Raw genomic sequence first — 26093 nt, forward strand, 5'->3', positions numbered from 1 at the left:
GCCGCTATAATCCTCATTCATGCAGTAAATTTTAGGAGCAATGGGGAAGCACATGTTACAAGCATCAAAACAATGGAAATGGATAGCTTGTCCTACAAATAATCGCTTATTGGTCGACCTAGACCAAGATATGCAACTGTGCACGCCTTATAAACTCCGACAGCTTACCGACAGCGTTTTATCTGAGCCTAATTTTAGTTTAGAAGATGCTGCTTTTTATCAGCAAGTCTACCAATACCTTGAGGGTTTTAATTTATGGCAAGCAGCTCAGCTTTGTCAGATAGCACTCAATGCGACAGCGGCAAAATTTCATTTAAAACCTGTTCTTGCTAAAAGTTGGTTTTTTGAACCTTACACAGGCCATGAGCCAAGTGTAGAGGCAATAATTAAATTACAATCTCGTATTCAAGTGGGTGAGTTTTTAATAATCGACCACAGTGATGACGCATCCTTGTGTATTAGTTTGTCTGAGCATTATCAACTAGATGAAAATCTGAGCTTGAACCAGTTTGAAGCTATTCGTGTTCTTAATAATCGAGTACACCCAATTTATACCCACGCACAAAATAGTAAAACAGCCTAAGCAAATTTTTTACTGTTAACCCCTTTATCACGTGTTTGTCTGCCAACCTATGTTATAATCCCGCGTAATTAGCTACTAAGGGTTTTTACTTTGCAATTTATCGCGCTTACTTCTATCGGAATCGAAAATTTATTGGTTGATGAACTTACTGAAATTGGGGCTACTGTCACCAAGCAAACAGTGGGCTCTGTGCGTTTTGACGCGGATACAACACTAGCACAAAAAGTATGTTTAATGAGCCGTTTCGCGACCCGCGTTATGATGTTGATTGAAGAAAAAGAAGGCGTTAATGACAAAGATAGCCTGTACAAATTTGCCCGTTTACAACCATGGCAAGAATGGTTTGGGCCGACTCAGACTTTTGCTGTTGATTTTAATGGCACGAATGATTCATTGAAAAACACACAGTTCTCTGGCCTTGTGATCAAAGATGCGATTGTTGATTATTTCAATGATTTATATGAACAGCGTCCTAATGTTGATAAGCAAGATGCTAACGTGCGTGTGGTAGCGCGTTTATCTCGCCAAGGTGTGGCAATGTACATCGACTATTCTGGTCCGCGTTTGTCTGAACGTGGTTACCGTGAAGGACAGGGTAAAGCACCTATTAAAGAGCACTTAGCTGCAGCACTTATTAAGCGCAGTGGTTGGCTTGATAATGTGCAACAACCTTTATTTGATCCATGTTGTGGTGCTGGCACTATTTTAATTGAAGCCGCAGGTATGGCTCGAAATGAAGCCCCTGGCTTATTTCGTGAAGGGTTTGCCTTTGAAAGATTACCCAGTTTTCGGGTTGCGAAATTCAATGCATTAAGAGAAGAGCTGATTGCTCAAATTACAGATCCTAAATTATGGCTAATTGGTCATGATTACGACGGGCAGGTGTTAAGTAAAGCCGTCGATAATGCAAAACGCGCAGAGCTGGGTGATATAATTAAATTTAAGCAAAGTGATGCCACTAAGCTGACATCTGTTGCAAAATTACCTGGTGTAGTGATTTCAAACTTACCTTATGGTGAACGTATAGGTTCAATGGCAGAGTTGGTTGATTTACATCGTAGTTTAGGCACAGGGTTTAAAAAGCACTTTAATAATTGGAAGCTGGCTCTTTTGGGCATGGATGAAAGCCTGTTTAAGCTTTTAAAATTAGTTAAACTTAAACGTTATAAATTTAAAAATGGACCGCTTGATGTGGTACTAAATTTATATCAGTTAGACGACAAACAAGTCAGTCAAACAAGTGAAGATAAGCCTGCGCTTAATTTTGAAGGCTCAATGTCTTTTGCAAACCGTGTTAAAAAGAATAAACAAGCCTTAAAAAACTGGCTCAAGCAAAATGATGTGCAAGCGTACCGCGTTTACGATGCAGATATCCCAGAATATAACGTGGCTGTAGACGTATATGGTGACTCAGCTGTTATTTTCGAGTATGCCGCACCAAAAGAGATTGATGATGCAACAGCGCATAAGCGCCTGCAAGATGTGATCACTTTAACCGCTCAGCAACTTAAAATTGCCCCAGAAAATATCGCTGTAAAAGTTCGTAAAAAACAAAAAGGGGAAGAGCAATACACCCCAATGGCTAAGCAAAACCGGACTCAAGTAATTGAAGAGTTTGGTGCTAAGTTTAAAGTTAATTTGTTTGATTATTTAGATACAGGTTTATTTTTAGATCACCGATTAGCGCGTCGCTATATTCAACAAAATGCCAAAGATAAACGCTTTTTGAATTTATTTGCCTATACCGGAACTGCTTCTGTGCATGCCGCACTTGGTGGTGCTAAAGCGATTACGACTGTTGATTTATCTAAAACTTACTTAAAGTGGGGGCAAGATAATTTTGAGTTGAACAATATTAGTAATACTCGCTACCGTTTTGAGCAAGCTGATTGTCTAAAATGGTTAGAATATGCAACAAGCCAGTATGATTTGATCTTTTTAGATCCGCCTACATTTTCAAACTCTAAGCGTATGAAAGATGCATTTGATGTACAGCGAGACTATATCAAGTTACTAACCTGGGTGAAAAAGATTCTTAGCCCATCAGGCACGCTTATATTTTCAAATAACAAACGTGGTTTTGCGATGGATGAGGTTGGCTTAATCGGATTAGGGCTCAAAGCGGTTAATATTTCAGAGCAAACATTATCGCCAGACTTTAAACGTAATAAGCAAATTCATAATAGCTGGTTAATTACGCATGGCTAATTGGACTTTATACCATACTGATGGCTGTCACCTGTGTGAGCAAGCCCATGAGTTAATCGTCCCATTATTGCAAGACGAGCAGAATTTAAAGCTGGTGGATATAATGAGTGACGAAAAGCTCATTGCAGAATATCAAATCAGTATACCCGTTTTAAAAAGCGAAAAAGGTCAAATGTTATTTTGGCCATTTACTGCGCAACAAGTGCGTCAGTTATTTACGCGAACAGCATAAAAGAGTACATAAACAACATGGATTTAATCAGAATTTCAAAAGCGCAATTAGCTTATGGTACACACCCATTATTAGATGATGCTGATGCGGTGATAGAAACCGGTGAGCGAGTGTGTATAGTTGGTCGTAACGGTGCAGGTAAATCAACCTTATTAAAAGTGTTAGATGGCCAAGTTATTTTAGACGATGGTGAAATTAACCAGCTAGGCGGCATCAAAATTTCTCGTTTAGAGCAAGATCCGCCAAAGGGCGCCAGTGGCACTGTTTTTGATTATGTTGCTCAAGGTATGCCTGAAATTGCAAACTTACTTATTGATTATCATCATGTCAGTACTCAACTACAAACTGAATGCACCGATAAGTTACTAAATCAATTAGAGCGCTTATCTAATCAGTTAGAAGCAGCAGACGGTTGGCGGTTCGATAGCCGTATTCAGCTTGTTCTCACTCGTTTAGAACTTTCACCTGAAGCAAAACTTGAATCGCTTTCAGGCGGTTGGTTACGTAAAGTTGCATTAGCTCGCGCTCTTGTAAGTGAGCCCGACTTATTATTACTTGATGAACCGACTAACCACTTAGACATGGACAGTGTTATGTGGTTAGAGCAATTTTTAAAAGAGTTTAAGGGCGGAATTGTATTTATTTCTCATGACCGTGCATTCATTCGTGCTGTTGCGACGCGTATTTTAGATTTAGACCGAGGTAAATTAATCTCTTACCCAGGTGATTACGCGACTTATCTTGAGCAAAAAGCGCATGATTTAAAAGTTGAAGAAACACAAAATGCGCTTTTTGATAAGCGTTTAGCTGAAGAAGAAGCGTGGATCCGACAAGGCGTCAAAGCACGTCGTACGCGTAATGAAGGGCGAGTACGTGAACTTAAGCAATTACGTGTTGAACGAAAGCAACGTGTAGAGCAGGTAGGTAAAACTGACTTTAATATCGAAACTGCGGATAGATCAGGCAAGCTTGTATTTGAAGCGAAGCACATTCATCATGCTTTCAAAGATAAAGTAATTGCAAATGACTTTTCTACATTGGTAATGCGTGGCGATAGAATTGGACTGGTTGGTCCAAATGGTATTGGTAAAACGACACTATTAAAATTATTGTTTGGTGATTTAGCTGCTGATAGTGGTGATATCAAACAAGGCGTAAACTTAGAGTTTGCCTATTTTGACCAATATCGTCAAAAGCTTGATGAAGAAGCAACAGTGCAAGATAACGTTGCTGAAGGTAAGCAGGAAGTTATGATGGGCGGGCGTTCGCGTCATGTACTGGGTTACTTACAAGACTTTCTATTTCCACCTGCGCGTGCTCGTACACCAGTTAAAGCATTGTCTGGTGGCGAAAAAAACCGATTATTGCTTGCTAAGTTATTCTTAAAACCATCAAATATCTTGGTACTGGATGAGCCAACCAATGATTTAGACATCGAAACACTCGAATTATTAGAAGATATTATTAATCAATATCAAGGTACCGTGCTTATTGTAAGCCATGACCGTGAGTTTATTGACAATACATGTACCAGTGTTTGGGCGTTTGAAGGCAACGGTATTATTACTGATATGGTGGGTGGTTATAGTGATTATGAAGCTTATGTAAACTACCTAGCGCAAGAACAAAAAAAGCAAGCGGCGGCACCCGTTAAAAAAGCAGAAAAGCCTGCGGTTAAAACAGCTAAAAATGACGAAAGTAAGGGCAATAAACTCTCTTACAAATTAAAGCTTGAATTAGAACAATTACCCAGTAAGCTTGAGCAACTTGAACAAGCAATAGATGATCAGCAAGCGGTTGTTAATGATGCAGACTTTTTCAAACAAGACGCAAACATTACGTCTGAAGCATTGAACCATTTAGCACAACTTGAGTCTGACCTTGAAACCGCGTTAGAGCGCTGGGAAGAACTTGAAGATTTAAAGAATCAGTAGTAAGGACTAAAATGAAATATAAATTACTCGCTGCCAGTATTTTAGCGACGATGAGCACATCAGCTTTAAGTGCTACTTACCAATTAACTGAACTTGGTTCATTTGATGAAGCAAAACATAGATATGTTACAGACGTAAGTGAAAACGGCCATATTATTGGCTGGGTAAATGGTTTATATAATTTACCTATTGATGTTAGTTATATTGATTTTACAGATAGTTTAATTGAAAGTGCTTATCGTGAGCGAGAAGATTACTTTAAGGACATTGATAAAGAAATTACTTTTACACTTGATGATATACAAAATAAAAACGCCGCGGCAACGAACCCTGATGCAAACAGCTTCATGCTTTCTTTTTTGACTGGTCTGGCTACTAATTCTGAATATCAAAAGCTTGCCAGTCATGCTGCGATAAGGTTTTCAGAGGATGGTTCACCAGCGCAAGAACAAGTATTGTTTGATATTGGCTCTGTAGATTTTGATGGCTTAACCCGTTCAACCAGTAACATTTATAACGCCATTGCAGAAGATGGTGTATCAGTCGGTTGGGGCAGCGCGCCTTATGAAAAAGTATTGTTTACACCTGATGGTGAAAATGATGAAGAGACTCATTTTGAGCGTGAGTTTATTTCACGAGGTGTCGTTGTGTCTGACTCGGGTGTTACATTTCCACTAGCGCCAGGGTTTGACGAATATGGTGGTATTAGTACTGCCACTGATATTGTTAAAACTAATACAGGTTATACAGTTGTAGGTCAGGTTTCAACGGGGATCCCAGTTGATAGGCAAGAAGATATCGATGATAACTGTGACGGTGAAGATGAACTAGTCAGTGTATGTATTGAAGCACTATATAGAGGAAGTTCATCACGTTTATTTGATTTACGAGCTGTAAAATGGTCTTTAGACTCTAATTTTAATGTGATTGATACGCAAGAACTGGGTTTAGGCCTTACACCAGAAGAAGATGATGACTTTGCCTTCACAAGTAATGCACTCGCAGTGAATAGCAATGGTACAGTCGCTGGTACTTCAGATGTCCGAGACAACGATAGCTCTAGCACGATTAGAACACTGCCAGTTTATTATAAAGATGGAAAAATCGTCGAAATGCTTGACCAGGAAGACGATTGGTTTAATGGTAAAGCGTTAGCAATAAATGAAAATGATGTTGTGGTTGGCTATGGTGTGCGCCCTATAGAAGGCGCTAATCGTTATAAATTTTTCTATCATGATATCGCATCGGGTAGCACGGTATTTCCTACCGATTACTTTAATAGTTCAAGCTCATTTGCTAATGATATAAATGATAACGGATATATTGTAGGTGAAGGCGAGACTGATGTATTTAATATTGGTTCTCGTCGCCGTGAAGGTTTCTTGTATAAGATAGGTGAAGACTCAATCACAAATATAAACGACTTGCTCCCTTGTTATGAGGACGACGGTGAGACACGTTATAAATATGTGGTTTCTGAAGCTAAGTCTATCAACAACAACAATGAAATCTTTGGTGTTGCAACCAAAACGGTTGAAAAAACGGATTCATTAGGCGGTGTTGTAACAGATATTAATGGTGACATTGAATACGAAAGTGTTGCTGTTGCGGTTAAGCTAACCCCAATTGATGGGGAGATAGATCAATGTTCAGATCCTGAAACAGAGACCTATGAGCGTCAATCTGCAAGCTTCCCGTGGTATACGTTATTATTGCTTCCGCTGGTTGGTTTGCGCCGCGTATTTCGCTAATTTTAACCAGTACTAAAAACAAAAGGCACGCGATTTAGCGTGCCTTTTGTGTCTCTAACCGTGCTATCTAACGGCTCAGTTCACCACGTAAGTTATCTTGCATTAAATGGCGAATGGTTTCCACTTCAAGTTGTTGGCTAAATAAGTAATGTAGCTTTGTTAAACATGCTTCTAATGTCATATCATAGCCGCTTATTACCCCAATATTTAATAAGGCGTTTCCTGTCGCATAGCCCCCCATATTGACATGACCTTTTAAACACTGAGTCAGGTTAATAATGACCATACCACGTTTACTGGCAGTAGATAGTATGTCTAAAAACTCAGGGTCCTGAGGGGCATTTCCTACACCGAAACTTAATAACACCAATGCTTTTATGTTGTCGTTAACCAAGCTTTTGACTACAGCGTGGCTGATACCTGGGTAGAGGTATAAAACACCAATAGGCTGTGGCGTTATGTTGGTTACTTGCAGTTCATTTTCAACATAGGGGCTAAGTTGCCCTTTTAATAATTGTATGTTGATACCAGAGAGCGCGAGAGGGTCTAAATTTGGGGATGCAAATGCATCAAAGCCATCTGCGTGTGCTTTGGTAGCTCGATTACCTCGAAAAAGCTGGTTGTTAAAAAACAAGCTAACCTCAGCAATCGGGTAGTTAGCTGCTAAGTACATGGCATTAAGTAAATTAACTTGTCCGTCAGAGCGAAGTTGTGACAATGGAATTTGTGAGCCGGTCACAATAATAGGTTTCGTGAGGTTTTCAAACATAAAAGATAATGCCGACGCGGTATAAGCCATGGTGTCAGTACCATGAAGTACAACAAAACCGTCATAGTCTTGGTATTTATTTTTAATATCATCGGCAATGAGCTGCCAATGTTCAGGAGACATATCAGAGGAATCTATCAAAGGGCAATATTCGTGAATGTCAAAAAGAGGCATTTCATCACGGTTAAATTCTGCGTTATTAGCCACTGTTTCGGTCAAAAAGCCTTCTGCAGGAATATAGCCGCGGCTTGATTTTTTCATTCCTATGGTACCGCCAGTGTAAGCGATATAAATACGTTTACGTTTCATAAAAAAGCCCAGTAAAAAAACTGGGCTTAGTATAACCTGTGTTGGTATAGAGTACAGTCGAGAAGGACTGATTTACTGAATAACGTTACACACTAAACAACGAGAATAAATATTTTGAGGATCGTTGTAATCTTTTAAGTCATTTAGTTCGGCACTTAACTTTTTCACAATCGAGTTTAGATCCGTTTGACTCGCCAGCACACTTTGGGTGGTAGTTGAGTTGCCAATAAATGCTTTAACAGAGGCATTACCAAAGATGTCCTGCATCATTTGTTCTTGTGGTGTTAAGCTATGTTTAATCGTTTTAACTTCATAAAAGTCGAGTTTTGCTAGAGCTGCAGCCGCTTCAATGGCATCTTGCTTGTTACCTAGCTTATCTACTAAGCCAAGCTCTTGTGCTTGTGAGGCAATCCAAACACGCCCTTGTGCGATACTATCAACTTGTTCAGGTGTCATGTCACGTGCATCGGCTACAACATCTAAGAAGCGACGATAAGCATCTTCAACGCTTAATTGAATGACCTGGGCCATTTTTTCGTTTAGTGGGCGAGTGATTGATAAACCAGCCATCTCAGTGGTTGCGACACCATCAGAATATACGCCAAGTTTAGCCATACTGTTTTCAAATGTCATAAAACTACCAAATACACCAATTGATCCAGTAATTGTACTTGGTGCAGCCCAAATTTCATTAGCGGCAGAGGCAATCCAGTAACCGCCAGATGCAGCAACCGAGCTCATTGAAGCGATGACAGGTTTGCCAGCGGCCTTAAGAGCAAGTACCTCGGCACGAATTACTTCCGAGGCAAACATACTACCACCACCTGAATCAATTCGTAGCACAACTGCTTTTACTTTATCATCTAAGCGTGCTTTGCGAAGTAGGGCAGCTGTTGAGTCACCACCAATTTCACCCGCTTTTCGCTCACCATCCACAATAGTCCCTTTAGCAACAACAATGGCTACCTTTTCAGTAATTGGATTGTCAAACTCCATAGGTGGTTTAACTAACGATAAGTATTCATGGAACGACACTTGATTGAATGTCTTACCGGTTTCTTCAGCGCCTACAATATCAATTAACTGTTGACGAATTTGCTGATTGGTTTTTAATGAATCAACCCACTGATTTTCTAATGAGTATTTACCAGAGTCACCATTGACCGCTTGCATTTTTGTAAGTAACTCATCCATCGTTTCATCAAAATTTGATTCATCAAAAGGGCGTACTGCTGCAACATCACGCTTATATTCTTGCCATAAAGCACCTAACCATACACGGTTAGCTTCTTTTGCTGCATCAGACATATCATTACGAATAAAGGGTTCAACAGCTGACTTGAACGTACCAACACGGAAGATATGTTGGGTAACGGCAAGTTTTTCTAAGGCATCTTTAAAGTACAGTGGGTACATGCCATAACCTTCAATTGCTACTCCACCATAAGGGTGCATAGCAATTTCATCAGCATGAGCGGCAATGTAATACTGCGCTTGGGTGTAATAATAACCTGTTGCAATAACTTGTTTATTTTGCGCTTTAAAACGTTCAATAGCGTCAGTGATTTGTTTCAACTTATTAAGGTGTGCACTGGGCATTTTTTGAAGATCAAGCAGCATTACGCTAATTCGCTCGTCTTTAGACGCTTGATCAATGACTTCAATAATGTCATCGAGTAGTATTTCAGCCGGAGCTTCGTTACCCAGAGTGGCATCATTAATCGCAGCTTCAACAGGGTCGACATAGGTTTTCTCTTCAACGATTGGTCCGTTAAGGTTTAACCGTAATACAGACGTATCTGCAACTTTAATTTCATCCTCATCACTTGTTATTGCAACGATAAAAAGAATAACAAGTAATACGAATAATAAATTGAGAACTAAACGGCGGGAAAAATTTAACCCAGTCCAAAGTCCTTTAAATACCTTTGCTATCAAAATAAATCCTTAATTTGGTACAGCTTATAACTAGCACCATCTTAGCTCAGAATAAAAAATAATTTAACTGTTAAATCGTAACTAAGTATTTATGAAAGGCAAAACTAACCTAAACTTATTGACAAATTTTACATTTATTACCTGATTTGTTGCTTATTGCTTGCCAATCAAGCAGAATTCACTAATGTATAGAGGTTAGACCAGTTGATTGGGGCACAGAATGTTAGAACAACAATTACAATTAAAGCACACACAATTACGCAATCGTTTAGTTATGGGCTCGATGCACACAGGCCTTGAAGAAGGTTGGCACAATCGAAAGCGTTTAAAAGCGTTTTACGAAGCACGGGCGAAAGGCGGCACAGGTATGATCATTACTGGTGGTTACAGCCCTAACCTAAGAGGTAAATTAACACCTATATCGTCTTCATTTAATAATTTTTATGATGTGCTCAAACACAAAGCATACACCGATGTTGTGCATCAACATGGTGGAAAAATTTGCTTACAGTTATTACACGCAGGGCGTTATGCATATCATCCCTTTAATCAAGCACCGAGTGCAATTAAAGCGCCTATTAATCCGTACAAGCCAAAAGCAATGTCATTGGGCTCAATAAAAAAAACCATCAAAGATTTTGCTCACTCAGCAAAACTTGCTGAAAAAGCAGGCTACGACGGTGTTGAAATCATGGGTTCAGAAGGTTACTTAATTAATGAATTCATGGCTCCTCATACAAACAAACGCATTGATGAATACGGTGGCAGCTTAGAAAATCGAATGCGATTAGCAATCGACACCGTAAAAGCTGTACGAGCAAAAGTGAGTGATAAGTTTTTAATTATATTTAGGTTATCTGTGGTTGATTTAATTCCTAATGGCTCGACTCCTGATGAAGTAGTAATTCAAGCAAAAGCTTTAGAGCAAGCGGGTGTAGACATATTAAACACAGGTATTGGTTGGCATGAAGCAAGGGTACCTACCATTGCTAGCATGGTTCCAGCAGGCGCCTTTAAAGAAGCATCTAAACGTTTAAAAGAAGCTGTTAACTTACCTGTAATCGCGGTAAATAGAATTAATACTCCTGATATAGCTAATGATATTTTAAATGCAGGTGAGGCTGATTTGATCTCCATGGCAAGACCATTACTTGCTGATCCTGACTTTTTTAATAAATATAAAGCCCAACAAAGCAAGCAAATAAATATTTGTATTGGTTGTAATCAAGGCTGCTTGGATCATGTGTTTAAAGGTAAACGCGCAACGTGTTTAGTGAATCCACAAGCCGGATTTGAGCTAGATTACCCACTGCACAAAACCAGTAAAGCAAAAAATGTGTTGGTGGTTGGAGCGGGACCTGCAGGACTATCTGCTAGTTGTTATTTAGCGCAAAAAGGTCATCAAGTAACCCTTATTGATAAGAAGGCTGACATGGGGGGGCAGTTTAACCTAGCAATGCGTATCCCAGGAAAAGAAGACTTTAACCATACACTGACCTATTTTATCAATGAGCTTGAACGTTTGAACGTCACAATTGAATTAGGAAAAGCATATTCTCAGCAGATGCTAGAAGATTACGATGATATTGTTTTCGCAACAGGTGTAAGACCTAGAGAAGCTTCCTTTGAATGCACTGATGGTAAACGTGTTTATGCCTATGATGAAGTGATCAGAGGTGAGGTAGAGTTAGGTCAATCAATTGCAATATTAGGCGCTGGAGGTATTGGTTTTGATATGGTCGCTTTTTTAACAGAAAAACGCGAGCAATCTATTAGTGAGTTTAAGTCACAATGGGGTATTGAATGTGAACCATCGCCGCACAAAGATAGTCGTCAATTGTATATGCTCAAACGAAGTGCAGGGCGCTTTGGCAGTGATTTAGGTAAAACAACCGGCTGGATCCATCGCCAAGTTGCTAAACAGCATAGCGTAAAACAAATTGCGGATTGCCAATATTTAAGCTTCAATAAGCATGGCTTAACTATTAGTGTCGCAGGTGAAGAGCAAGTATTAGCTGTTGACACTGTTATTGCCTGTATAGGGCAGGTTTCGAATAATGAAGAATTAAGTTCGCTTAGTGAAAACCCCAAGGTGCATGTTATTGGTGGTGCAAAGTTGGCTGCCGCTATAGATGCAAAACGTGCAATCTATGAAGCATTGCAGGTTGCCCGTAAAATTTAACTGAAATAATCTCTCCTTCATAGCGGTCTTGTTATTAGCACAAGTTAAAAAGGCGCGACCGCTATGATAAATACACTTCTCAACAGCTATAATTATTCAATTAAAAAACTAGCTATATTGGATGGCATACCTTCATTATTATTTCGATTAATTCTCGCTCCAGTGATGATCATCGCCGGCTATTCTAAACTTAACCTAAGTAGTGATTCTGCCGGGCTTAGTGACTTGTTTTTAGCATCGCCAGATGTGGTTGCATGGTTTGGTAATGAACAATGGGGTCTCGGTTTACCGTTTCCTGATTTACTTGCTTTTTTAGCCGGTTGGAGTGAGTTTTTAGGAGGGTGGCTATTATTACTTGGCTTATTTACTCGCGTTATTACAATCCCACTTATGTTCACAATGGTGGTAGCAGCAACCACAGTACATTGGAGCAATGGTTGGTTTGCTATAACCCCGACAAACCCACAAACGAGTGCAGCACAAGTATTAGACTGGTTGTCTATACCTGGTGCACAAGACAGTCTAGCCAATTCTCTCGAGGCACAGCAACGTATCGAGAGTATTAAAACTTTAGTTAACGAACATGGCTATCCTGAGTACCTTTACGAAACAGGAACCCCTGTTATTTTGAATAATGGTATCGAATTTTCAGCAATTTATTTTGTTATGTTGCTCAGTTTATTTTTTACCGGTGGCGGCCGCTTTGTCAGCTTAGACTATTGGTTGTACTCAAAAATTAAGGCAAAATAGTGCTTAAACAAAGCGACTGTGAATAAACTAATCATTAAGAAAAGGTAACCATGATTTAACGCCATGCACTCTTATTTGCTTTACTATTATTTGGTTATAATTATTTTACTGATAAGTCGTATTTGAGCACGAGCGCATCAATATATCGCGTGCGCAAAGTATGTTGCTTTTCATGATCAGCACCATGGCTCAATGCGCGGTTTAATAACTTCATAGCGGGGTGGAGTTGTGTACGCTCATCTTGATTAAGACACGCTTTAGTACGAAGCTCGGTTATGTCGTCTACCACTAAACGGCCAATATCAACAGCCGCTATTTCGTCAATTAAACCGTTTTGTGTTAACACACCATACTTACTACATAAAAACTGTTGCCACACTTGTTGCAAGTGTTCTTCAATTTCACTACCAAATAATTCCTCGTTAAACTCAAAACCTTGCTGCGCAAGCTTATTCAGTGCGGCCATATATTGTTGAGCAAAGTAATTAAATGCTTGGCTGGATGACGTTATTTTTTGTTTTGCTAATCCTTGGCCCCAATTAACACATCCGCGCGGATAATAGTCGTCGTACTCTTCACATTCATAAAGGCCGGAATATGAGCTACAACTTAGCTGATTTTTAATGCAATAGCTGGGTTTAGGAAATAGTCCCGACTCCTGCCATAGTAAGAGCGTGTCTTCGTCGATTGCTAGGGCCTGACAAAGCTCTTCACTGTGATAAAAATGGGTTGCTAAAAATCGTGATAAACGCATAAATTGATACTCGAAGTAAAAAAACAATGGTACTATTTATTTGTACAGTTGTTTTATTTTGTCTTACACTTGGTCATAACACAAGTTATTTTATTAATTAGGCTTTGCAAAACTCCCAAAATAAGTTCATTTATGTTACAAATACGGCAAGTTTTTTTAAGAATATATTTTTATGCGCAGCCTAGAACAAATTAAACAAGCAAGTCTTATCACAGCAATTAAAACCCCTTACTTATCAACGGGTGAAATTGACCTTGCAACCTATGATCAATTAGTTGAGCAGCAAATTGCTGGTGGCGTTGATGGCATTGTTGTTGGTGGCACAACCGGTGAAGGCCAGTTAATGAATTGGGAAGAGCATTTGATGCTTATTGCGCACAGCGTTAATAAATATTCAGATAAGTTAATTATTGTAGGTAATACAGGAAGCAATAATACCCGTGAAGCAATAAAAGCAACGGAGTATGGTTTTGCTAGCGGTATGGATGCAGCGCTGCAAATTAACCCTTATTATGGTCGTACATCAATTGCGGGTGTTAAAGAGCACTTTAAACGAGTGTTGGCGATTGGACCTGCATTTATTTACAATGTTGCAGGGCGTACAGGGCAAGACTTGACCCCCGATATTATTGAACCTTTAGCTCAGCATGAGCACTTTATTGGTGTTAAAGAGTGTGGTGGTAATGAACGTATCGAACATTATGAGCAACAAGGAATAGCATGTTGGTCAGGTAATGATGATGAAGCTCATGATGCTCGTCATATTTATAAAGCACATGGTGTAATTTCAGTCACATCGAACCTAATACCAGGGTTGTTCCGCCAATTAATGGATACAAAAAACGTTGAGCTCAATCATTCATTACAGCCATTAATGAATTGGTTATTCTGTGAGCCTAATCCAATTGCAATCAACACTGCATTGATGATGACAGCGGCGGTTAACCCAGTATTTCGTTTACCGTATGTACCATTAAGCGCCCAGCAACAAGCTGAAGGTATTGAGCTGATCAATGCACTATCTGTTGAAGACATTGTTGGAAACACGGCTAAGCTATTACAGCAAGATGATTTAATTATTGGTTAGTGATGTTTAAGCTATTATTTTAAAAGTCACCTAAGGTGACTTTTTTGTACCATGCTGATTAGCCGTTTGGTTAAATCTGAATTTTGAATATAAAAAAACCAGCTGAATGAGCTGGTTTTTAAAATAAACAAATTACTTATTTAGTAAGTTGCACTGCCTTTGGTACGTGGGAAGGCGATAACGTCACGTACATTGCCCATGCCCGTTACATAAGCAACTAAACGCTCAAAGCCTAAACCAAAACCTGAATGTGGCACTGAACCGTATTTACGTAGGTCGCGGTACCAGCTGTAGTCTTCTTTGTTAAGGCCCATTTCGTCTAAACGTGCATCAAGTACATCTAGTCGTTCTTCACGTTGTGAACCACCAATGATTTCACCGATGCCAGGTGCAACGACGTCCATAGCAGCAACCGTTTTTCCGTCTTCGTTTTGACGCATGTAGAATGCTTTAATATCACGCGGGTAGTTTTTAATAACTACTGGTGCTTTAAAGTGTTCTTCTGCAAGGTAACGTTCATGCTCAGATTGTAAATCTACACCCCATTCAACGGCATATTCAAATTTCTTACCGCAAGCTTTTAGTATTTCAACAGCGTCAGTGTAATCAACTTGAGCAAAGTCTTTTTCGACAAACTCTTCTAAGCGCGATATAGCTGTTTTTTCTACACGTTGTGCAAAAAATTCCATATCATCACGGCGCTCTTCAAGTACGGCTTTAAATACATACTTCAGCATGTTTTCAGCAAGCTTTGCAATATCTTCAAGGTCTGCAAACGCAACCTCTGGTTCAACCATCCAAAACTCAGCAAGGTGGCGAGATGTATTTGAGTTTTCAGCACGGAAAGTAGGGCCGAATGTATAAATATTAGACATCGCAGATGCGTAGGTCTCACCATTTAACTGACCAGATACGGTAAGGAATGCTTCTTTACCGAAGAAATCTTCGCTGTAATCAACATCGCCTTTATCTGTACGCGGCAAGTTTTGCATATCAAGCGTAGACACGCGGAACATTTCACCAGCACCTTCACAGTCACTTGCCGTGATGATAGGTGTACTGATCCAGTAAAAACCTTGTTCGTGATAAAAACGGTGAATAGCTTGTGCTAAACAGTTACGTACACGTGTTACGGCACCAATAATGTTAGTACGCGGGCGTAAATGGGCGTGTTCACGTAGGTATTCGATACTATGGCGTTTAGCAGCCATAGGGTATGAGTCTGGGTTTTCTACCCAACCTAATACTTCAACCTTATTCGCTTGGATTTCGAATGACTGACCTTTGCCTTCAGATTTAACCAGTACACCAGTGACTGATACAGAGCAGCTTGCTGTTAAGCGGGTCACTTCTTCGTAATTATTCAGTGAATTAGGCACTACCGCTTGAATTGCGTCAAAACATGAGCCGTCATGAACGGCTAAAAATGAAATTCCTGCTTTTGAATCGCGGCGAGTACGGATCCAGCCTTTTACTGTTACTTGGCTGTCTACCGCAACCTTGCCTTTTAATAGCTCTGAAATCGCTAAGTGGCTCATCTTCACTCCAATGATATAAGTTGCCTACATTAATAAATGTGTGCTTTGTTGCACTTGAACCATGTATCTTACCTTTGAACGGAAAATAAAAAAACATGTGGATGCAACTCTTTGTCGTTTCTTTATGCTTTTTTTGTCGAAATTTGATATTTTTTTATAAAGCGGCGGATTATTAATCACCATTGTAAATTAATGTCTCTTAAATGTGCGATTAATGTCGCTTTTGTGGCATTATAGGTTTTTGATAATCTAGCTAATTAACCAACTAACAATTATAGGTTCCATGAAACAAGTTTTTATTTTACGCGGACTACCAGGCTCAGGTAAGTCTTATTATGCGCAAAACCTTGCTGATGAGCTCGTGCTGGGCGATCAAAGCCAATACTTGATATGCTCAACTGACGATTATTTTTATAATGAGCAGGGTGAGTATAAGTTTGATAAATTTAAATTATCACAATTTCATAATTTAAATTTAGCGCGCTTTATAAATGCGCTTTCGCAGTCAATTCCCTTGGTTATTGTAGATAACACCAATATAAAAAAATGGGAATTCATCGCCTATAGTCAAGCTGCGGTAGCCCTTGGGTATCAAGTCAAAGAAGTGATTGTAGGCGAGGTGAAAGATAAATCGATGCAACACTTATATGCAAAACGCAATGAACATAATATTCCACTTCGTATGATCAGCAAAATGGCTTACATGTTTGAATGGTAAGCCATTCAAACATGATAATTTTAAGCTATTTAAAGTGGCTGCCCTCTATCGCACAATAAATAGCGTTGCTGAGGGTGTCTATGTCTGCTTTTGTGCTGATATACGGTGGCATTAAGTAAATAAGTTTACCAAATGGCCGTACCCATACCCCTTGACTGATAAAGTAAGCTTGAATTTTTTCAACGTTCACAGCATCTGTTAATTCAACAACACCAATAGCACCTAGTGTACGTACATTTTTAACGTGAGTTAGCTCAGTACATTTATGCAAGGAGCTTAATGCATCGTTTAAAAGTGCAATCTGCTTTGCCCAATCCTGTTCGATTAATAAGTCAATGCTTGCACAAGCGACCGCACAGGCCAGTGGGTTACCCATAAACGTAGGGCCATGCATTAATACACCTGCTTCTCCTTCACTTATACCAATAGCAATTTTGTCCGTGGTGAGTGTCGCTGAAAGCGTCATTGTGCCACCAGTAAGTGCTTTACCTATGCACATTATATCAGGCTCAATTTGGCTATGCTCAACGGCAAACATTTTACCTGTACGGCCAAATCCTGTGGCTATTTCATCGCAAATCAATAAAACGTCATACTTACTGCATAATTGGCGAACTGTTTTTAAATACTCAGGGTGATAAAAGTTCATGCCTCCAGCATTTTGCACAATAGGCTCAATAATAAATGCTGCTACATCTTGGTGGTGAGCAGCGAAGTACTCAGCTAATTGATGTGCCTCATGGTGATCAAAAGTCTGGCCAAATTGACTAACAGGGGCTGGTACAAATACATGCTCAGGTAAAAAGCCGCTGTATAAGGAATGCATTGAATTTATTGGGTCGCACACACTCATCGCAGCAAAGGTATCGCCGTGATAGCCTTTAAGCGGAGTCATGAGTTTTTGCTTTGTTGTAATGCCTTGGCTTAACCAATACTGTAAGGCCATTTTGATGGCAACTTCAACGGCTACAGAGCCGCTATCTGCTAAGAATACTTTTTGTAAGCTATTTGGCGTAATTGCTACCAGCTTTTTACATAGCTCAATAGCAGGTTGATGGGTAATACCACCAAACATAACATGACTCATTGTATCGATTTGGTGATGCATAGCGGCTTTTAATACAGGGTGACCGTAGCCGTGAATAGCACTCCACCACGATGCCATACCATCAATTAAACACTCACCGGTTGCTAAGTAAATTTTATTATCTTGAGTGTGGGTTACCGGATATACCGGCAAAGGCTGCGTCATAGATGTATAGGGGTGCCAAATGTGCTGACGATCAAAATCAAGGTCTATCGTTTGTTTTTTGTTCATTGGTAAACTTATTTGCGCTTCGTTTCGTTGACAATGTTACGCCAAGTCGTAGACTAAGCCAATATCCACCGTCATGAAAATAAAAAGAGAGAATTATGGAGTTTGCAGCCGTTCGCCACGATTGGACACACAAAGAGGTAAAAGCACTTTTTGAGATGCCATTTAATGATTTATTATTTAAAGCTGCGTCAGTTCATCGCGCTAACTTTAACCCGAATGAAGTGCAAATATCGACTCTGCTCTCTATTAAAACAGGCGCCTGCCCAGAAGACTGTAAATACTGTCCGCAATCAGGCCATTACAAAACAGATTTAGAACGTGAACGCCTGCTTGAAGTTGAAAAAGTAGTTGAGCAAGCTCGGGTTGCAAAAGAAAAAGGCGCAACCCGTTTTTGTATGGGCGCTGCTTGGTCAGATCCAAAAGACAGAGACATGCCATACATTTCTAAAATGGTTAAAGAAGTCAAAGAGCTCGGCCTTGAAACATGTATGACACTGGGCATGCTTGATAATGACAAAGCCCATGCATTACGCGATGCAGGCCTTGATTACTACAATCATAACCTTGATACATCGCCTGAATATTACGAGCAAATTATTACCACACGAACATATCAAGACCGCTTAGACACCATAGGAAATGTGCGAGATGCTGGTATGAAAGTATGTTCTGGCGGAATCGTTGGCATGGGCGAGCAAGCTTCGGACAGGTTTGGTTTATTAATGGGGCTGGCAAATTTACCACAGCAACCAGAAAGCGTACCTATTAATATGTTGGTTAAAGTAAAAGGTACGCCACTTGAAAATGTTGACGACTTAGATCATTTTGATTTTATCCGCACCATAGCCTCCGCGCGTATTATGATGCCACATAGCTATGTGCGTCTATCAGCAGGGCGCAACGCGATGAACGAACAAATGCAGTCAATGTGCTTTTTTGCAGGCGCAAATTCAATTTTTTATGGTGATAAACTGCTTACCACAGAAAACCCTGAAGCTGATGCCGATATGAACCTAATTAAAAAGCTGGGTATGAACCCTGAAAAACGCCACGATTATTCAGATGAAGCACATGAAGCCTCATTGATTTCACAAGTGGCAGACAAAGCTACGTCTGAGCTGTTCTACGAAGCATAATGGCCTTTACATACCTTAAAACGCATCTTCAACAACGCCAAGAAGATGCGCTCTTGCGTGAGCGACAGTTAGTCAGCCAATCTAATGCACGTGAAATTACAGTCAATGGTAAAACGTATCTCAACTTTGCCAGTAATGATTACTTGGGCTTTGCTCAATTCGATGCGCCAATTGAGGGGGCTCAGCTGGGCAGTCATAGCTCACCGCTTGTAACAGGGTATACTGATACAGCACAAGAGTTGGAAGCATTTTTATGTGACAAGCTTGGTTATGAGTCGGCCCTATTATTTAACAGCGGGTTTAGTGCTAATAGCAGTGTATTAAAAGCGCTATTTCAAGATAAACACGCTGCGCAGCAAAGTGTGATGTTTCATGACAAATTAAATCACGCCAGTTTACTTGACGGTGGCTTAGGTTCTCAAGCTGCGATGATGCGATTTAACCACAATGACATGCAACACTTAACATCACGTCTTGAAAAATCAAAAGCGACAAATAAATTAATTGTCAGTGAAGGTGTGTTCTCAATGGATGGCGATAAAGCCCCCATAGCTGAGCTCGCTGCAATAGCTAAACAGCACAATGCTTGGTTGATGATTGATGACGCCCATGGGTTTGGTGTGCTAGGTGAGAACGGACTAGGCAGCTGCGAGAAAATTAAACCCCAGCTTTTAGTTATTACATTTGGTAAAGCCGCTGCAAGTAGTGGAGCGTGCGTGCTAGGTACTAAAGAAGTGATTGATTATATGTTGCAATATAATCGTGATTATATTTACTCTACTGGTATGTCACCGCTCATTGCACAGCACACATTGGCGAGGTTAAAACACATCACATCTGAGCGTGGTAATAAACAACGCGCAAAATTAGCGGCTAATATTAATCAATTTAAAATGCTTGCCAAACAGCACAAAATTGCACTGATGCCATCATCTACAGCGATTCAACCGATTGTACTTGGTTGCGCCGAGCAAACCTTGCACGCGGCTAATAAGTTAAAACAAGTTGGTATTTGGCTCAGTGCTATTCGCCCTCCAACGGTGCCATTTAATACAGCGCGATTACGAATCACACTCACGGCCGGTCATAACTCAGATGACATAGAACGACTTGTTAGTGAATTGGCGAGTAATTTATGAGTGCATTATTACGCAATCAAATATTGCAACCTTTGCAAGGCGATACATTAGCAAAAAGTAAAACAGCCGCGAGGTTCTCTCAGGCTGTAACTAACTATGCTTTACATGCCAATGTGCAAAAGCGTGCCGCAAATGAATTATTTAAAAAAATTAATCCTCAGCATACACATACTTGTATAGACTTAGGTGCAGGGCCGGGAGTTAATCTTGTAAAGCTCAATAAGTATTTTGATTACGTATTACCATTTGATTTAAGTATCGCTATGTTAAAACAAAGCAATGCAGATAAAACTGCTGTATGCGGCGATATGGATGCTTTGCCTTTTCAGTCTTCATCAGTTGATGCATTATTTAGTAACTTTGCTGTGCAATGGTCTGCTAATTTAGGCTATTTACTTAATGAGGTTATGCGAATATTAAAACCGGGTGGGCGGGTATATTTAAGCTGCGTGTGCGATGGTTCATTAAACGAAATAAAAACAGCGTTTAGCGCTGTTGATAACCAAACCCATGTTAATGAATTTCATTCGTTTGAACAAATAAAGCAGTTTGTTGAAAATACAGGTTTTATTATTGAAAGTGCAGAACTAAAATGCTACCAAGACGTTTATCCAAGTCCTTTACATGCATTACGATCAATTAAAGCAATTGGGGCAACACACTTACACAGTCAAAATAAACGCCAAGGTTTACTGACTAAGTCAGCATTAAAAAAAGTGTGCGAACAATACCCATTGATAGCAAATCAGGTTGCGGTTAGTTACCAAGTAGGGTTGTTGAGCTTACAAAAAGAGTAACAAATTTATGAAACAATTTTTTATCACCGGTACCGATACCGATGCAGGTAAAACCCACGTTACCAGCTTGCTATTAAAACTACTTGCTCAGCATAAAAAAAATGCCATCGGTTTCAAGCCGCTAGCAGCTGGGTGTGAAATGGCATTTGATCAACTGGTCAATGCAGATGCTCTGATGCTGATGGAAAGCGCAACAGTGAGTGCTAAATATGATGTAATCAACCCCTTTGCATTTGCTCCACCAATAGCGCCGCACATAGCAGCTGAGCAAGTCGGTGTGACAATCACGCTTGATAAGCTTAGTAGTGCGTATACAACACTTAAGCAACAAGGGGCAGAATACTTACTCACGGAAGGGGCTGGTGGCTGGGCATTACCAATTAATGATACCCATTATCTGTACGATTGGGTTAAGGCTGAGCAACTACCAGTTATATTAGTGGTTGGTATGAAGTTAGGGTGCTTAAATCATGCATTATTGACCGCTGCCCATATGCAAAGTTTGGGGATAAACTGCGTAGGCTGGATTGCTAACCAGGTAGACCCGACGATGGATGAATACCAGGCAAACCTAGATTCACTTAAAGCACGTTTACCGTTCCCAATACTTGCTATTTGCCCATATAGTGAGCAAACACCTAAGTTACAAATATATAAAACCTTACTTAATACCTTGTCACTCAATGTTTAAGTGTTAAATGACAAAATGCTGGAGTGCAAATCTTGAAATAGCCTGCCTTAGTACACATATTAAGTCTATGACTACATTGCTATTGTTACTACGGAAACGACAACGAACATGACACACCCATTTATTCAAGGCCATGCTCAAAATACGCACGAAAAAGCCGATTTACAAGCACACACAAAAGCTATGCCTAAAACGCGGGTGGGTATTTTAGGTGGAGGTACTGCTGGGGCAACAATAGCAATAAGATTAGCTGCATTGGGTATTCATACCACTGTTTTTGAGAAAAAAAATTCACTGATTGATGGCCCGCCTATGTGCCATTTACATGCAGGGGGAAATTTATATCGCGAAATCCCTGATGAAGACTGCATAGAATTACTCAAACAGTGTATAGATATTTTACGCCTTTACCCCTACACAATAGATGTACGCCCCACAGTATTTGCAGTGCCAACACGAGATAACGACTCACCAGATGATTTACTCCCTCGATTAAATAAGCTTACGCAGGTTTACAAAGAGCTGATAAAGCAAGATAGTAATAACCAAGTACTCGGTGAGCCTGAGGATTATTATCAGCTTTTCAGCTATGAACAAATGGTTGCGCTGTCAAAAAAGCAGCAAGTCACTGAGCCCAAAACACTTGAGCAATGGATGATCCCTGTTGCAAAACACTTAGACTTAAACAAAGTTAAATACCCACTTATTGTTGCCCAAGAGTATGGCTGGAATATATTTCGTTTATCAGCCAGTGCGCAGCTTGCGCTTGCACAATATGATAGCGCAACGATACTGACAAACACTCACGTCAAACAGGTAACAAAGGTAATTCCACAAGAAGGTGCTAAAAACCAAGCAATAAAGTGGAACATTGAATACCAAAGAGATCACAGCCACAACAGTGAAACCATTGAGGTTGATTACCTGATTAATGCCTGTGGGTTTCAAATTGGAGAAATCGACGATATGGTGGGTGTTGATACTAAACGTATGGTTGAGTTTAAAGCATCGTATATTTCTCATTGGCAGGGTGCTGGTGGACAAATGCCAGAAATTATTATTTATGGTAACCGCGGCACACCTCAAGGCATGGCACAGTTAACGCCATACCCTAATGGCTATTATCAAATACACGGTATGACCAATGCCATAACGTTATTTAACGATGGTCTTGTTGAAACACCCGCTAATAGTGCACAGCCTAAGCTGCCACATAAATACATAAATTATATTAGTGAAGGCTGGGATGAAGCGGCGCTAAAAGCACGCAGTCAAAAAGCCATCGATTACGTGGCTGAGTTTGTTCCTGCGTTTAAAAGCGCAAATATACAAAATAATGCACTGTTTGGTGGTCAGCAAATTCCAGGAGAAGACGATACACTGCGAGTAGCCGATGTGAGTTTATATTCGCACTTAAGCTATGCTCGTGCAGAAAATGTAAAAGCTTCATCAACACTCACAGCCGCAGATGAAATTGTTGCTGAATTTACACAGCTAGGCTTAGTTGGCAGTGAACCTGATATTAATCATCATCGAGTCAATCATCAATGGCCTTACTTAAAGCAAAGTAGTAATGAAGAAATAACTCACATTGCGCAAGTACTCGCAAAAGAACGTGGATTTCCTGTTGCGATGGCTGGTATAAATAACAGCCTAAAAAATTCAACCTAAATAAAAGCTAACATGCAGTTAGCTTTCATCACTTCTAACTTCAATCCCCAGAAAATATCTATTTATAAAGTGATAAATAACTCTTGCGTTATGACATAGTTTGTCACAGAATAGCCCAGATGTTGTGACATAATCTGTCATTACGCAGTAATTGCTATGGTCGATCAACAACGATTAAATCGCTCAGCAATAAATATTATTTTGGAGAACATGTATGAAACGTGTATTTTTGTTTTTATTAACTAACCTAGCGGTTATGTTGGTTTTAGGTGTTGTACTTTCAATAATAATGAGTGTGCTGGGCTTAAGCCATCGTAGTCTAGGTGGAATTTTACTGATTGCAATGGTATTTGGCTTTGGTGGTTCGTTTATTTCGTTGTATATGTCGAAATGGATGGCAAAAAAATCAACTGGTGCGCAGGTTATTGAGCAACCACGCAACGAAACAGAACATTGGCTAGTAAATACGGTAGCTGAACAAGCAAAAAAAGCCGGTATAAAAATGCCTGAAGTAGCCATATACGACAGCCCAGAGATGAACGCATTTGCAACAGGCCCAAGTAAAAACAACTCGCTGGTGGCGGTAAGTACTGGTTTGTTACATAACATGAGCCAAGACCAAGCCGAAGCTGTACTCGCCCATGAGGTGTCTCATGTAGCTAATGGCGATATGGTAACCCTTACGCTGATACAAGGTGTGGTTAATACCTTTGTTATTTTTGCTGCCAAAGTATTGGCCGGTATCGTTGATAACTTTATTAATAGCGATGAAGAAGAGGGCGGCAGTAGCTGGACTTACTTCTTATTCGACATGTTATTCCAAGTATTATTTGGCGTGTTAGCGAGTGTGGTTGTGGCGCATTACAGCCGTAAACGTGAATTTGCAGCCGATAACGGTGCAGCGCATTTGGTAGGTGCAGATAAAATGCGCTCAGCGCTTGAGCGATTAAAGCAAAACCACCCATCGCAATTACAAGGCTCAATGATGGCCTTTGGTATTGCTAGCGGTAAAGGTATGGCAGAGCTGTTTTCATCTCACCCACCGCTTGATGCACGCATAGACGCACTTCGTAAATAATTATGTAAATTAGTAAATATATTAAGCCAGCTTAAGCTGGCTTTTTTTTGAGATAGTGAAAATAAGAATTAGTGGCTATACCTATTTAGAGTATTTAGTGCAATTGCCTAATTCGATTTAATGAGCTTAGATTATATATCTAATACTTAATGTGATAGTCACTCATTAGCACAAGTTCTCATTATGCTTAGCCAATTAGGAATATTTGAGTTACCTATTTCTCCCATTCCATAGGCATTTACTGTAGATACATCACTTGTTACTTTCAAAACTTCAATAAATAAGTAGTAATAGTTGTCATAACTGACGGTTATTTCAGCAACCCCCAAGTCTGAATATATATTGGTATAAGTAGCATTTGAGAAATTAATCTTTTGCTTCTCTGCTTTCTCATCCCAACATTTAACTAGAGTTTGATAGTTAGCGTTAAAAGTTAAACTATCTTCCTTTATATCAGGAGAATAACGAAGGGCATCCTTATTATCTCTTGGAATGGTCACCATTGAACTACAACCTCCCAGAAAAATGGCGAATACAATTATTACTCTTAACATTTCACTTCCCTTATGTTTTTTTCCATGAAATTTAGCCTAATATTAAAGTAAAATATTAGGCTAAAGTTAGTTATAAAACTATAGTAGATTTATCTTATTGAGAAAGAATAATATCGGTAATGCCCTCCGGTGACAGTATTTCAATCCAATAACCGTCAGGGTCTTTTATAAAAGCTAAGCCTTTCATCGAGCCATCATCTGGTTTTTTAACAAATTCTACATCAAACTTGGCAAAGCGCTCACACGCTGCGTACACATCAGGTACGCTAATGCCAATATGGCCAAAACCTTTGGGTTCTTCATTACCACTTACATAGCCGGTAAAGCTATCATCGTTTTCAGTGCCCCAATTATGAGTAAGCTCAATAAGTGCAGGGCGGCCAAATACCCACTCGGTCTTTTCTTTATCATCACCCTTTGGCATGTCTTGTTCATAGCCTAAAAAGTACAGTGTAAATTTCATCGCAGGGAAGTCATATTTACCTAGTAGCTTCATACCTAATACGTTTTCATAAAATTCAAGTGATGGTTTGGGATCTTTAATACGCAACATAGTTTGTTGCATCACATAGCCCTCAGTGGCCTGTGCAACTTGCTCTGGCGTTTCGTTATAGCTCGACATGAGTTCATCCTTAGTGAAAATTACTTAAAAAACCTTAATGAATATTAAAAAGGTAGGGAATACGCACATCATAAGCAACAGCAGCAAAAATTAAAACCACCTAGTTAAATTACAAGCTAATGAGTTGGATGTTTTATAAGCGAAAAATGGCACATTGTTATATACTGTTTATTTATGGCTGTGTTGTAGTTGAGTGTGGGTATTGAAAATTCATATCATAATGCCTCTTTTATCCATGTTTGATCTGAATACTCAGTGTTATCTTCCATAAACCTAAACCAGCTTAAATAATTCTCAATGTAGTCTGTACCAATGCCATTAAAACGTCTTAACC

Annotated in this window: 22 protein-coding genes; 15 read left to right on the plus strand and 7 right to left on the minus strand. The window is 39.7% G+C overall.

The annotated features are described in order from the left end of the window. Positions 1-52 precede the first annotated feature (52 nt). The 5 genes from AAEU30_RS19690 (at position 53) to AAEU30_RS19710 (ending at position 6708) form a co-directional block, all read left to right on the plus strand. Entirely contained in the window at positions 53-583 is a 531-nt protein-coding gene (locus AAEU30_RS19690; protein ID WP_421962020.1) for a cell division protein ZapC domain-containing protein, read from the plus strand. 90 nt (positions 584-673) lie between these two features. Beyond that, positions 674-2791 carry a bifunctional 23S rRNA (guanine(2069)-N(7))-methyltransferase RlmK/23S rRNA (guanine(2445)-N(2))-methyltransferase RlmL gene (gene rlmKL, locus AAEU30_RS19695; RefSeq protein ID WP_421962021.1) on the plus strand — a complete coding sequence of 706 codons (2118 nt, stop codon included), beginning with the start codon at positions 674-676 and terminating at the stop codon, positions 2789-2791. After that, a complete protein-coding gene (locus AAEU30_RS19700) occupies positions 2784-3023 on the plus strand; it encodes a glutaredoxin family protein (protein ID WP_421962022.1) in 240 nt (79 codons plus the stop codon). Before rlmKL ends, AAEU30_RS19700 begins: the two co-directional genes overlap by 8 nt. A gap of 17 nt (positions 3024-3040) precedes the next feature. Then, the gene (gene uup / locus AAEU30_RS19705; RefSeq protein WP_421962023.1) at positions 3041-4957 is read left to right on the plus strand and encodes an ATP-binding cassette ATPase Uup; all 1917 of its coding nucleotides are present in this window, start codon (positions 3041-3043) and stop codon (positions 4955-4957) included. 11 nt (positions 4958-4968) lie between these two features. Next, on the plus strand, positions 4969-6708 hold the full coding sequence (locus tag AAEU30_RS19710) for a DUF3466 family protein (protein WP_421962024.1): 1740 nt from the start codon (positions 4969-4971) through the stop codon (positions 6706-6708). 67 nt (positions 6709-6775) lie between these two features. Here AAEU30_RS19710 and ansA read toward each other — a convergent pair whose 3' ends face one another. Both ansA and sppA read right to left on the minus strand, forming a co-directional pair. Next, positions 6776-7786: an asparaginase gene (ansA, locus tag AAEU30_RS19715; RefSeq protein ID WP_421962025.1), complete on the minus strand. Its 1011-nt coding sequence runs from the start codon at positions 7784-7786 to the stop codon at positions 6776-6778. Between the two features lie 72 nt (positions 7787-7858). Next, positions 7859-9724 (minus strand): signal peptide peptidase SppA, encoded by a 1866-nt coding sequence (sppA, locus tag AAEU30_RS19720; RefSeq protein WP_421962026.1) that lies wholly within the window; start codon positions 9722-9724, stop codon positions 7859-7861. A 220-nt stretch (positions 9725-9944) separates the two neighbouring features. Here sppA and AAEU30_RS19725 point away from each other — a divergent pair, with 220 nt between their 5' ends. Next, complete coding sequence (locus tag AAEU30_RS19725; RefSeq protein ID WP_421962027.1) at positions 9945-11906, plus strand: oxidoreductase; 1962 nt, start codon at positions 9945-9947, stop codon at positions 11904-11906. 66 nt (positions 11907-11972) lie between these two features. Continuing rightward, positions 11973-12656 (plus strand): HvfX family Cu-binding RiPP maturation protein, encoded by a 684-nt coding sequence (locus AAEU30_RS19730; protein ID WP_421962042.1) that lies wholly within the window; start codon positions 11973-11975, stop codon positions 12654-12656. Between the two features lie 100 nt (positions 12657-12756). On the opposite strand, the gene AAEU30_RS19735 is transcribed toward AAEU30_RS19730, so the two are convergent. Continuing rightward, positions 12757-13410 (minus strand): DUF6058 family natural product biosynthesis protein, encoded by a 654-nt coding sequence (locus AAEU30_RS19735; protein WP_421962028.1) that lies wholly within the window; start codon positions 13408-13410, stop codon positions 12757-12759. 172 nt (positions 13411-13582) lie between these two features. Between AAEU30_RS19735 and dapA the strand changes: the two genes are divergently transcribed. Further along, on the plus strand, positions 13583-14497 hold the full coding sequence (gene dapA, locus AAEU30_RS19740) for a 4-hydroxy-tetrahydrodipicolinate synthase (RefSeq protein ID WP_421962029.1): 915 nt from the start codon (positions 13583-13585) through the stop codon (positions 14495-14497). Positions 14498-14637: 140 nt separating this feature from the next. Here the strand turns inward: dapA and asnS are convergent, their stop codons facing one another. Continuing rightward, positions 14638-16035 carry an asparagine--tRNA ligase gene (gene asnS, locus AAEU30_RS19745; protein ID WP_421962030.1) on the minus strand — a complete coding sequence of 466 codons (1398 nt, stop codon included), beginning with the start codon at positions 16033-16035 and terminating at the stop codon, positions 14638-14640. Positions 16036-16318: 283 nt separating this feature from the next. Between asnS and AAEU30_RS19750 the strand changes: the two genes are divergently transcribed. Continuing rightward, positions 16319-16753, plus strand: coding sequence for an AAA family ATPase (locus tag AAEU30_RS19750; protein WP_290208522.1), 435 nt, complete (start codon positions 16319-16321; stop codon positions 16751-16753). A 25-nt stretch (positions 16754-16778) separates the two neighbouring features. Here AAEU30_RS19750 and bioA read toward each other — a convergent pair whose 3' ends face one another. Next, on the minus strand, positions 16779-18071 hold the full coding sequence (gene bioA, locus AAEU30_RS19755; RefSeq protein WP_421962031.1) for an adenosylmethionine--8-amino-7-oxononanoate transaminase: 1293 nt from the start codon (positions 18069-18071) through the stop codon (positions 16779-16781). A gap of 95 nt (positions 18072-18166) precedes the next feature. Between bioA and bioB the strand changes: the two genes are divergently transcribed. The 6 genes from bioB to htpX all read left to right on the plus strand — a co-directional run bounded on the left by bioB (position 18167) and on the right by htpX (position 24583). Beyond that, positions 18167-19207, plus strand: coding sequence for a biotin synthase BioB (gene bioB, locus AAEU30_RS19760; protein WP_421962032.1), 1041 nt, complete (start codon positions 18167-18169; stop codon positions 19205-19207). Then, positions 19207-20346, plus strand: a complete 1140-nt coding sequence (locus AAEU30_RS19765) for an 8-amino-7-oxononanoate synthase (protein WP_421962033.1) — start codon at positions 19207-19209, stop codon at positions 20344-20346. Before bioB ends, AAEU30_RS19765 begins: the two co-directional genes overlap by 1 nt. Further along, positions 20343-21143 (plus strand): methyltransferase domain-containing protein, encoded by an 801-nt coding sequence (locus tag AAEU30_RS19770; RefSeq protein ID WP_421962034.1) that lies wholly within the window; start codon positions 20343-20345, stop codon positions 21141-21143. Before AAEU30_RS19765 ends, AAEU30_RS19770 begins: the two co-directional genes overlap by 4 nt. Positions 21144-21150: 7 nt before the next feature. After that, the gene (bioD, locus tag AAEU30_RS19775; RefSeq protein WP_421962035.1) at positions 21151-21834 is read left to right on the plus strand and encodes a dethiobiotin synthase; all 684 of its coding nucleotides are present in this window, start codon (positions 21151-21153) and stop codon (positions 21832-21834) included. 108 nt (positions 21835-21942) lie between these two features. Next, on the plus strand, positions 21943-23505 hold the full coding sequence (locus AAEU30_RS19780; RefSeq protein ID WP_421962036.1) for an FAD-dependent oxidoreductase: 1563 nt from the start codon (positions 21943-21945) through the stop codon (positions 23503-23505). A gap of 214 nt (positions 23506-23719) precedes the next feature. Next, positions 23720-24583, plus strand: coding sequence for a protease HtpX (htpX, locus tag AAEU30_RS19785; protein WP_421962037.1), 864 nt, complete (start codon positions 23720-23722; stop codon positions 24581-24583). Between the two features lie 158 nt (positions 24584-24741). Here htpX and AAEU30_RS19790 read toward each other — a convergent pair whose 3' ends face one another. After that, positions 24742-25137: a hypothetical protein gene (locus AAEU30_RS19790; RefSeq protein WP_421962038.1), complete on the minus strand. Its 396-nt coding sequence runs from the start codon at positions 25135-25137 to the stop codon at positions 24742-24744. Between the two features lie 94 nt (positions 25138-25231). Then, positions 25232-25759 (minus strand): lactoylglutathione lyase, encoded by a 528-nt coding sequence (gene gloA, locus AAEU30_RS19795; RefSeq protein ID WP_421962039.1) that lies wholly within the window; start codon positions 25757-25759, stop codon positions 25232-25234. Positions 25760-26093: the final 334 nt, after the last annotated feature.

The organism is Pseudoalteromonas mucoides, from assembly GCF_049257175.1.
Lineage (GTDB): Bacteria > Pseudomonadota > Gammaproteobacteria > Enterobacterales > Alteromonadaceae > Pseudoalteromonas.

Bases quoted from the DNA above. Each gene is read 5' to 3' on its own strand.
- AAEU30_RS19700 (WP_421962022.1), top strand. From the start codon at position 2,784: ATGGCTAATTGGACTTTATACCATACTGATGGCTGTCACCTGTGTGAG.
- AAEU30_RS19750 (WP_290208522.1), top strand. From the start codon at position 16,319: ATGAAACAAGTTTTTATTTTACGCGGACTACCAGGCTCAGGTAAGTCT.
- AAEU30_RS19710 (WP_421962024.1), top strand. From the start codon at position 4,969: ATGAAATATAAATTACTCGCTGCCAGTATTTTAGCGACGATGAGCACA.
- htpX (WP_421962037.1), top strand. From the start codon at position 23,720: ATGAAACGTGTATTTTTGTTTTTATTAACTAACCTAGCGGTTATGTTG.
- bioD (WP_421962035.1), top strand. From the start codon at position 21,151: ATGAAACAATTTTTTATCACCGGTACCGATACCGATGCAGGTAAAACC.
- dapA (WP_421962029.1), top strand. From the start codon at position 13,583: ATGCGCAGCCTAGAACAAATTAAACAAGCAAGTCTTATCACAGCAATT.
- asnS (WP_421962030.1), bottom strand. From the start codon at position 16,035: ATGAGCCACTTAGCGATTTCAGAGCTATTAAAAGGCAAGGTTGCGGTA.
- AAEU30_RS19690 (WP_421962020.1), top strand. From the start codon at position 53: ATGTTACAAGCATCAAAACAATGGAAATGGATAGCTTGTCCTACAAAT.
- ansA (WP_421962025.1), bottom strand. From the start codon at position 7,786: ATGAAACGTAAACGTATTTATATCGCTTACACTGGCGGTACCATAGGA.
- bioA (WP_421962031.1), bottom strand. From the start codon at position 18,071: ATGAACAAAAAACAAACGATAGACCTTGATTTTGATCGTCAGCACATT.
- AAEU30_RS19725 (WP_421962027.1), top strand. From the start codon at position 9,945: ATGTTAGAACAACAATTACAATTAAAGCACACACAATTACGCAATCGT.
- uup (WP_421962023.1), top strand. From the start codon at position 3,041: ATGGATTTAATCAGAATTTCAAAAGCGCAATTAGCTTATGGTACACAC.
- AAEU30_RS19735 (WP_421962028.1), bottom strand. From the start codon at position 13,410: ATGCGTTTATCACGATTTTTAGCAACCCATTTTTATCACAGTGAAGAG.
- AAEU30_RS19765 (WP_421962033.1), top strand. From the start codon at position 19,207: ATGGCCTTTACATACCTTAAAACGCATCTTCAACAACGCCAAGAAGAT.
- AAEU30_RS19780 (WP_421962036.1), top strand. From the start codon at position 21,943: ATGACACACCCATTTATTCAAGGCCATGCTCAAAATACGCACGAAAAA.
- gloA (WP_421962039.1), bottom strand. From the start codon at position 25,759: ATGTCGAGCTATAACGAAACGCCAGAGCAAGTTGCACAGGCCACTGAG.
- AAEU30_RS19770 (WP_421962034.1), top strand. From the start codon at position 20,343: ATGAGTGCATTATTACGCAATCAAATATTGCAACCTTTGCAAGGCGAT.
- bioB (WP_421962032.1), top strand. From the start codon at position 18,167: ATGGAGTTTGCAGCCGTTCGCCACGATTGGACACACAAAGAGGTAAAA.
- AAEU30_RS19790 (WP_421962038.1), bottom strand. From the start codon at position 25,137: ATGTTAAGAGTAATAATTGTATTCGCCATTTTTCTGGGAGGTTGTAGT.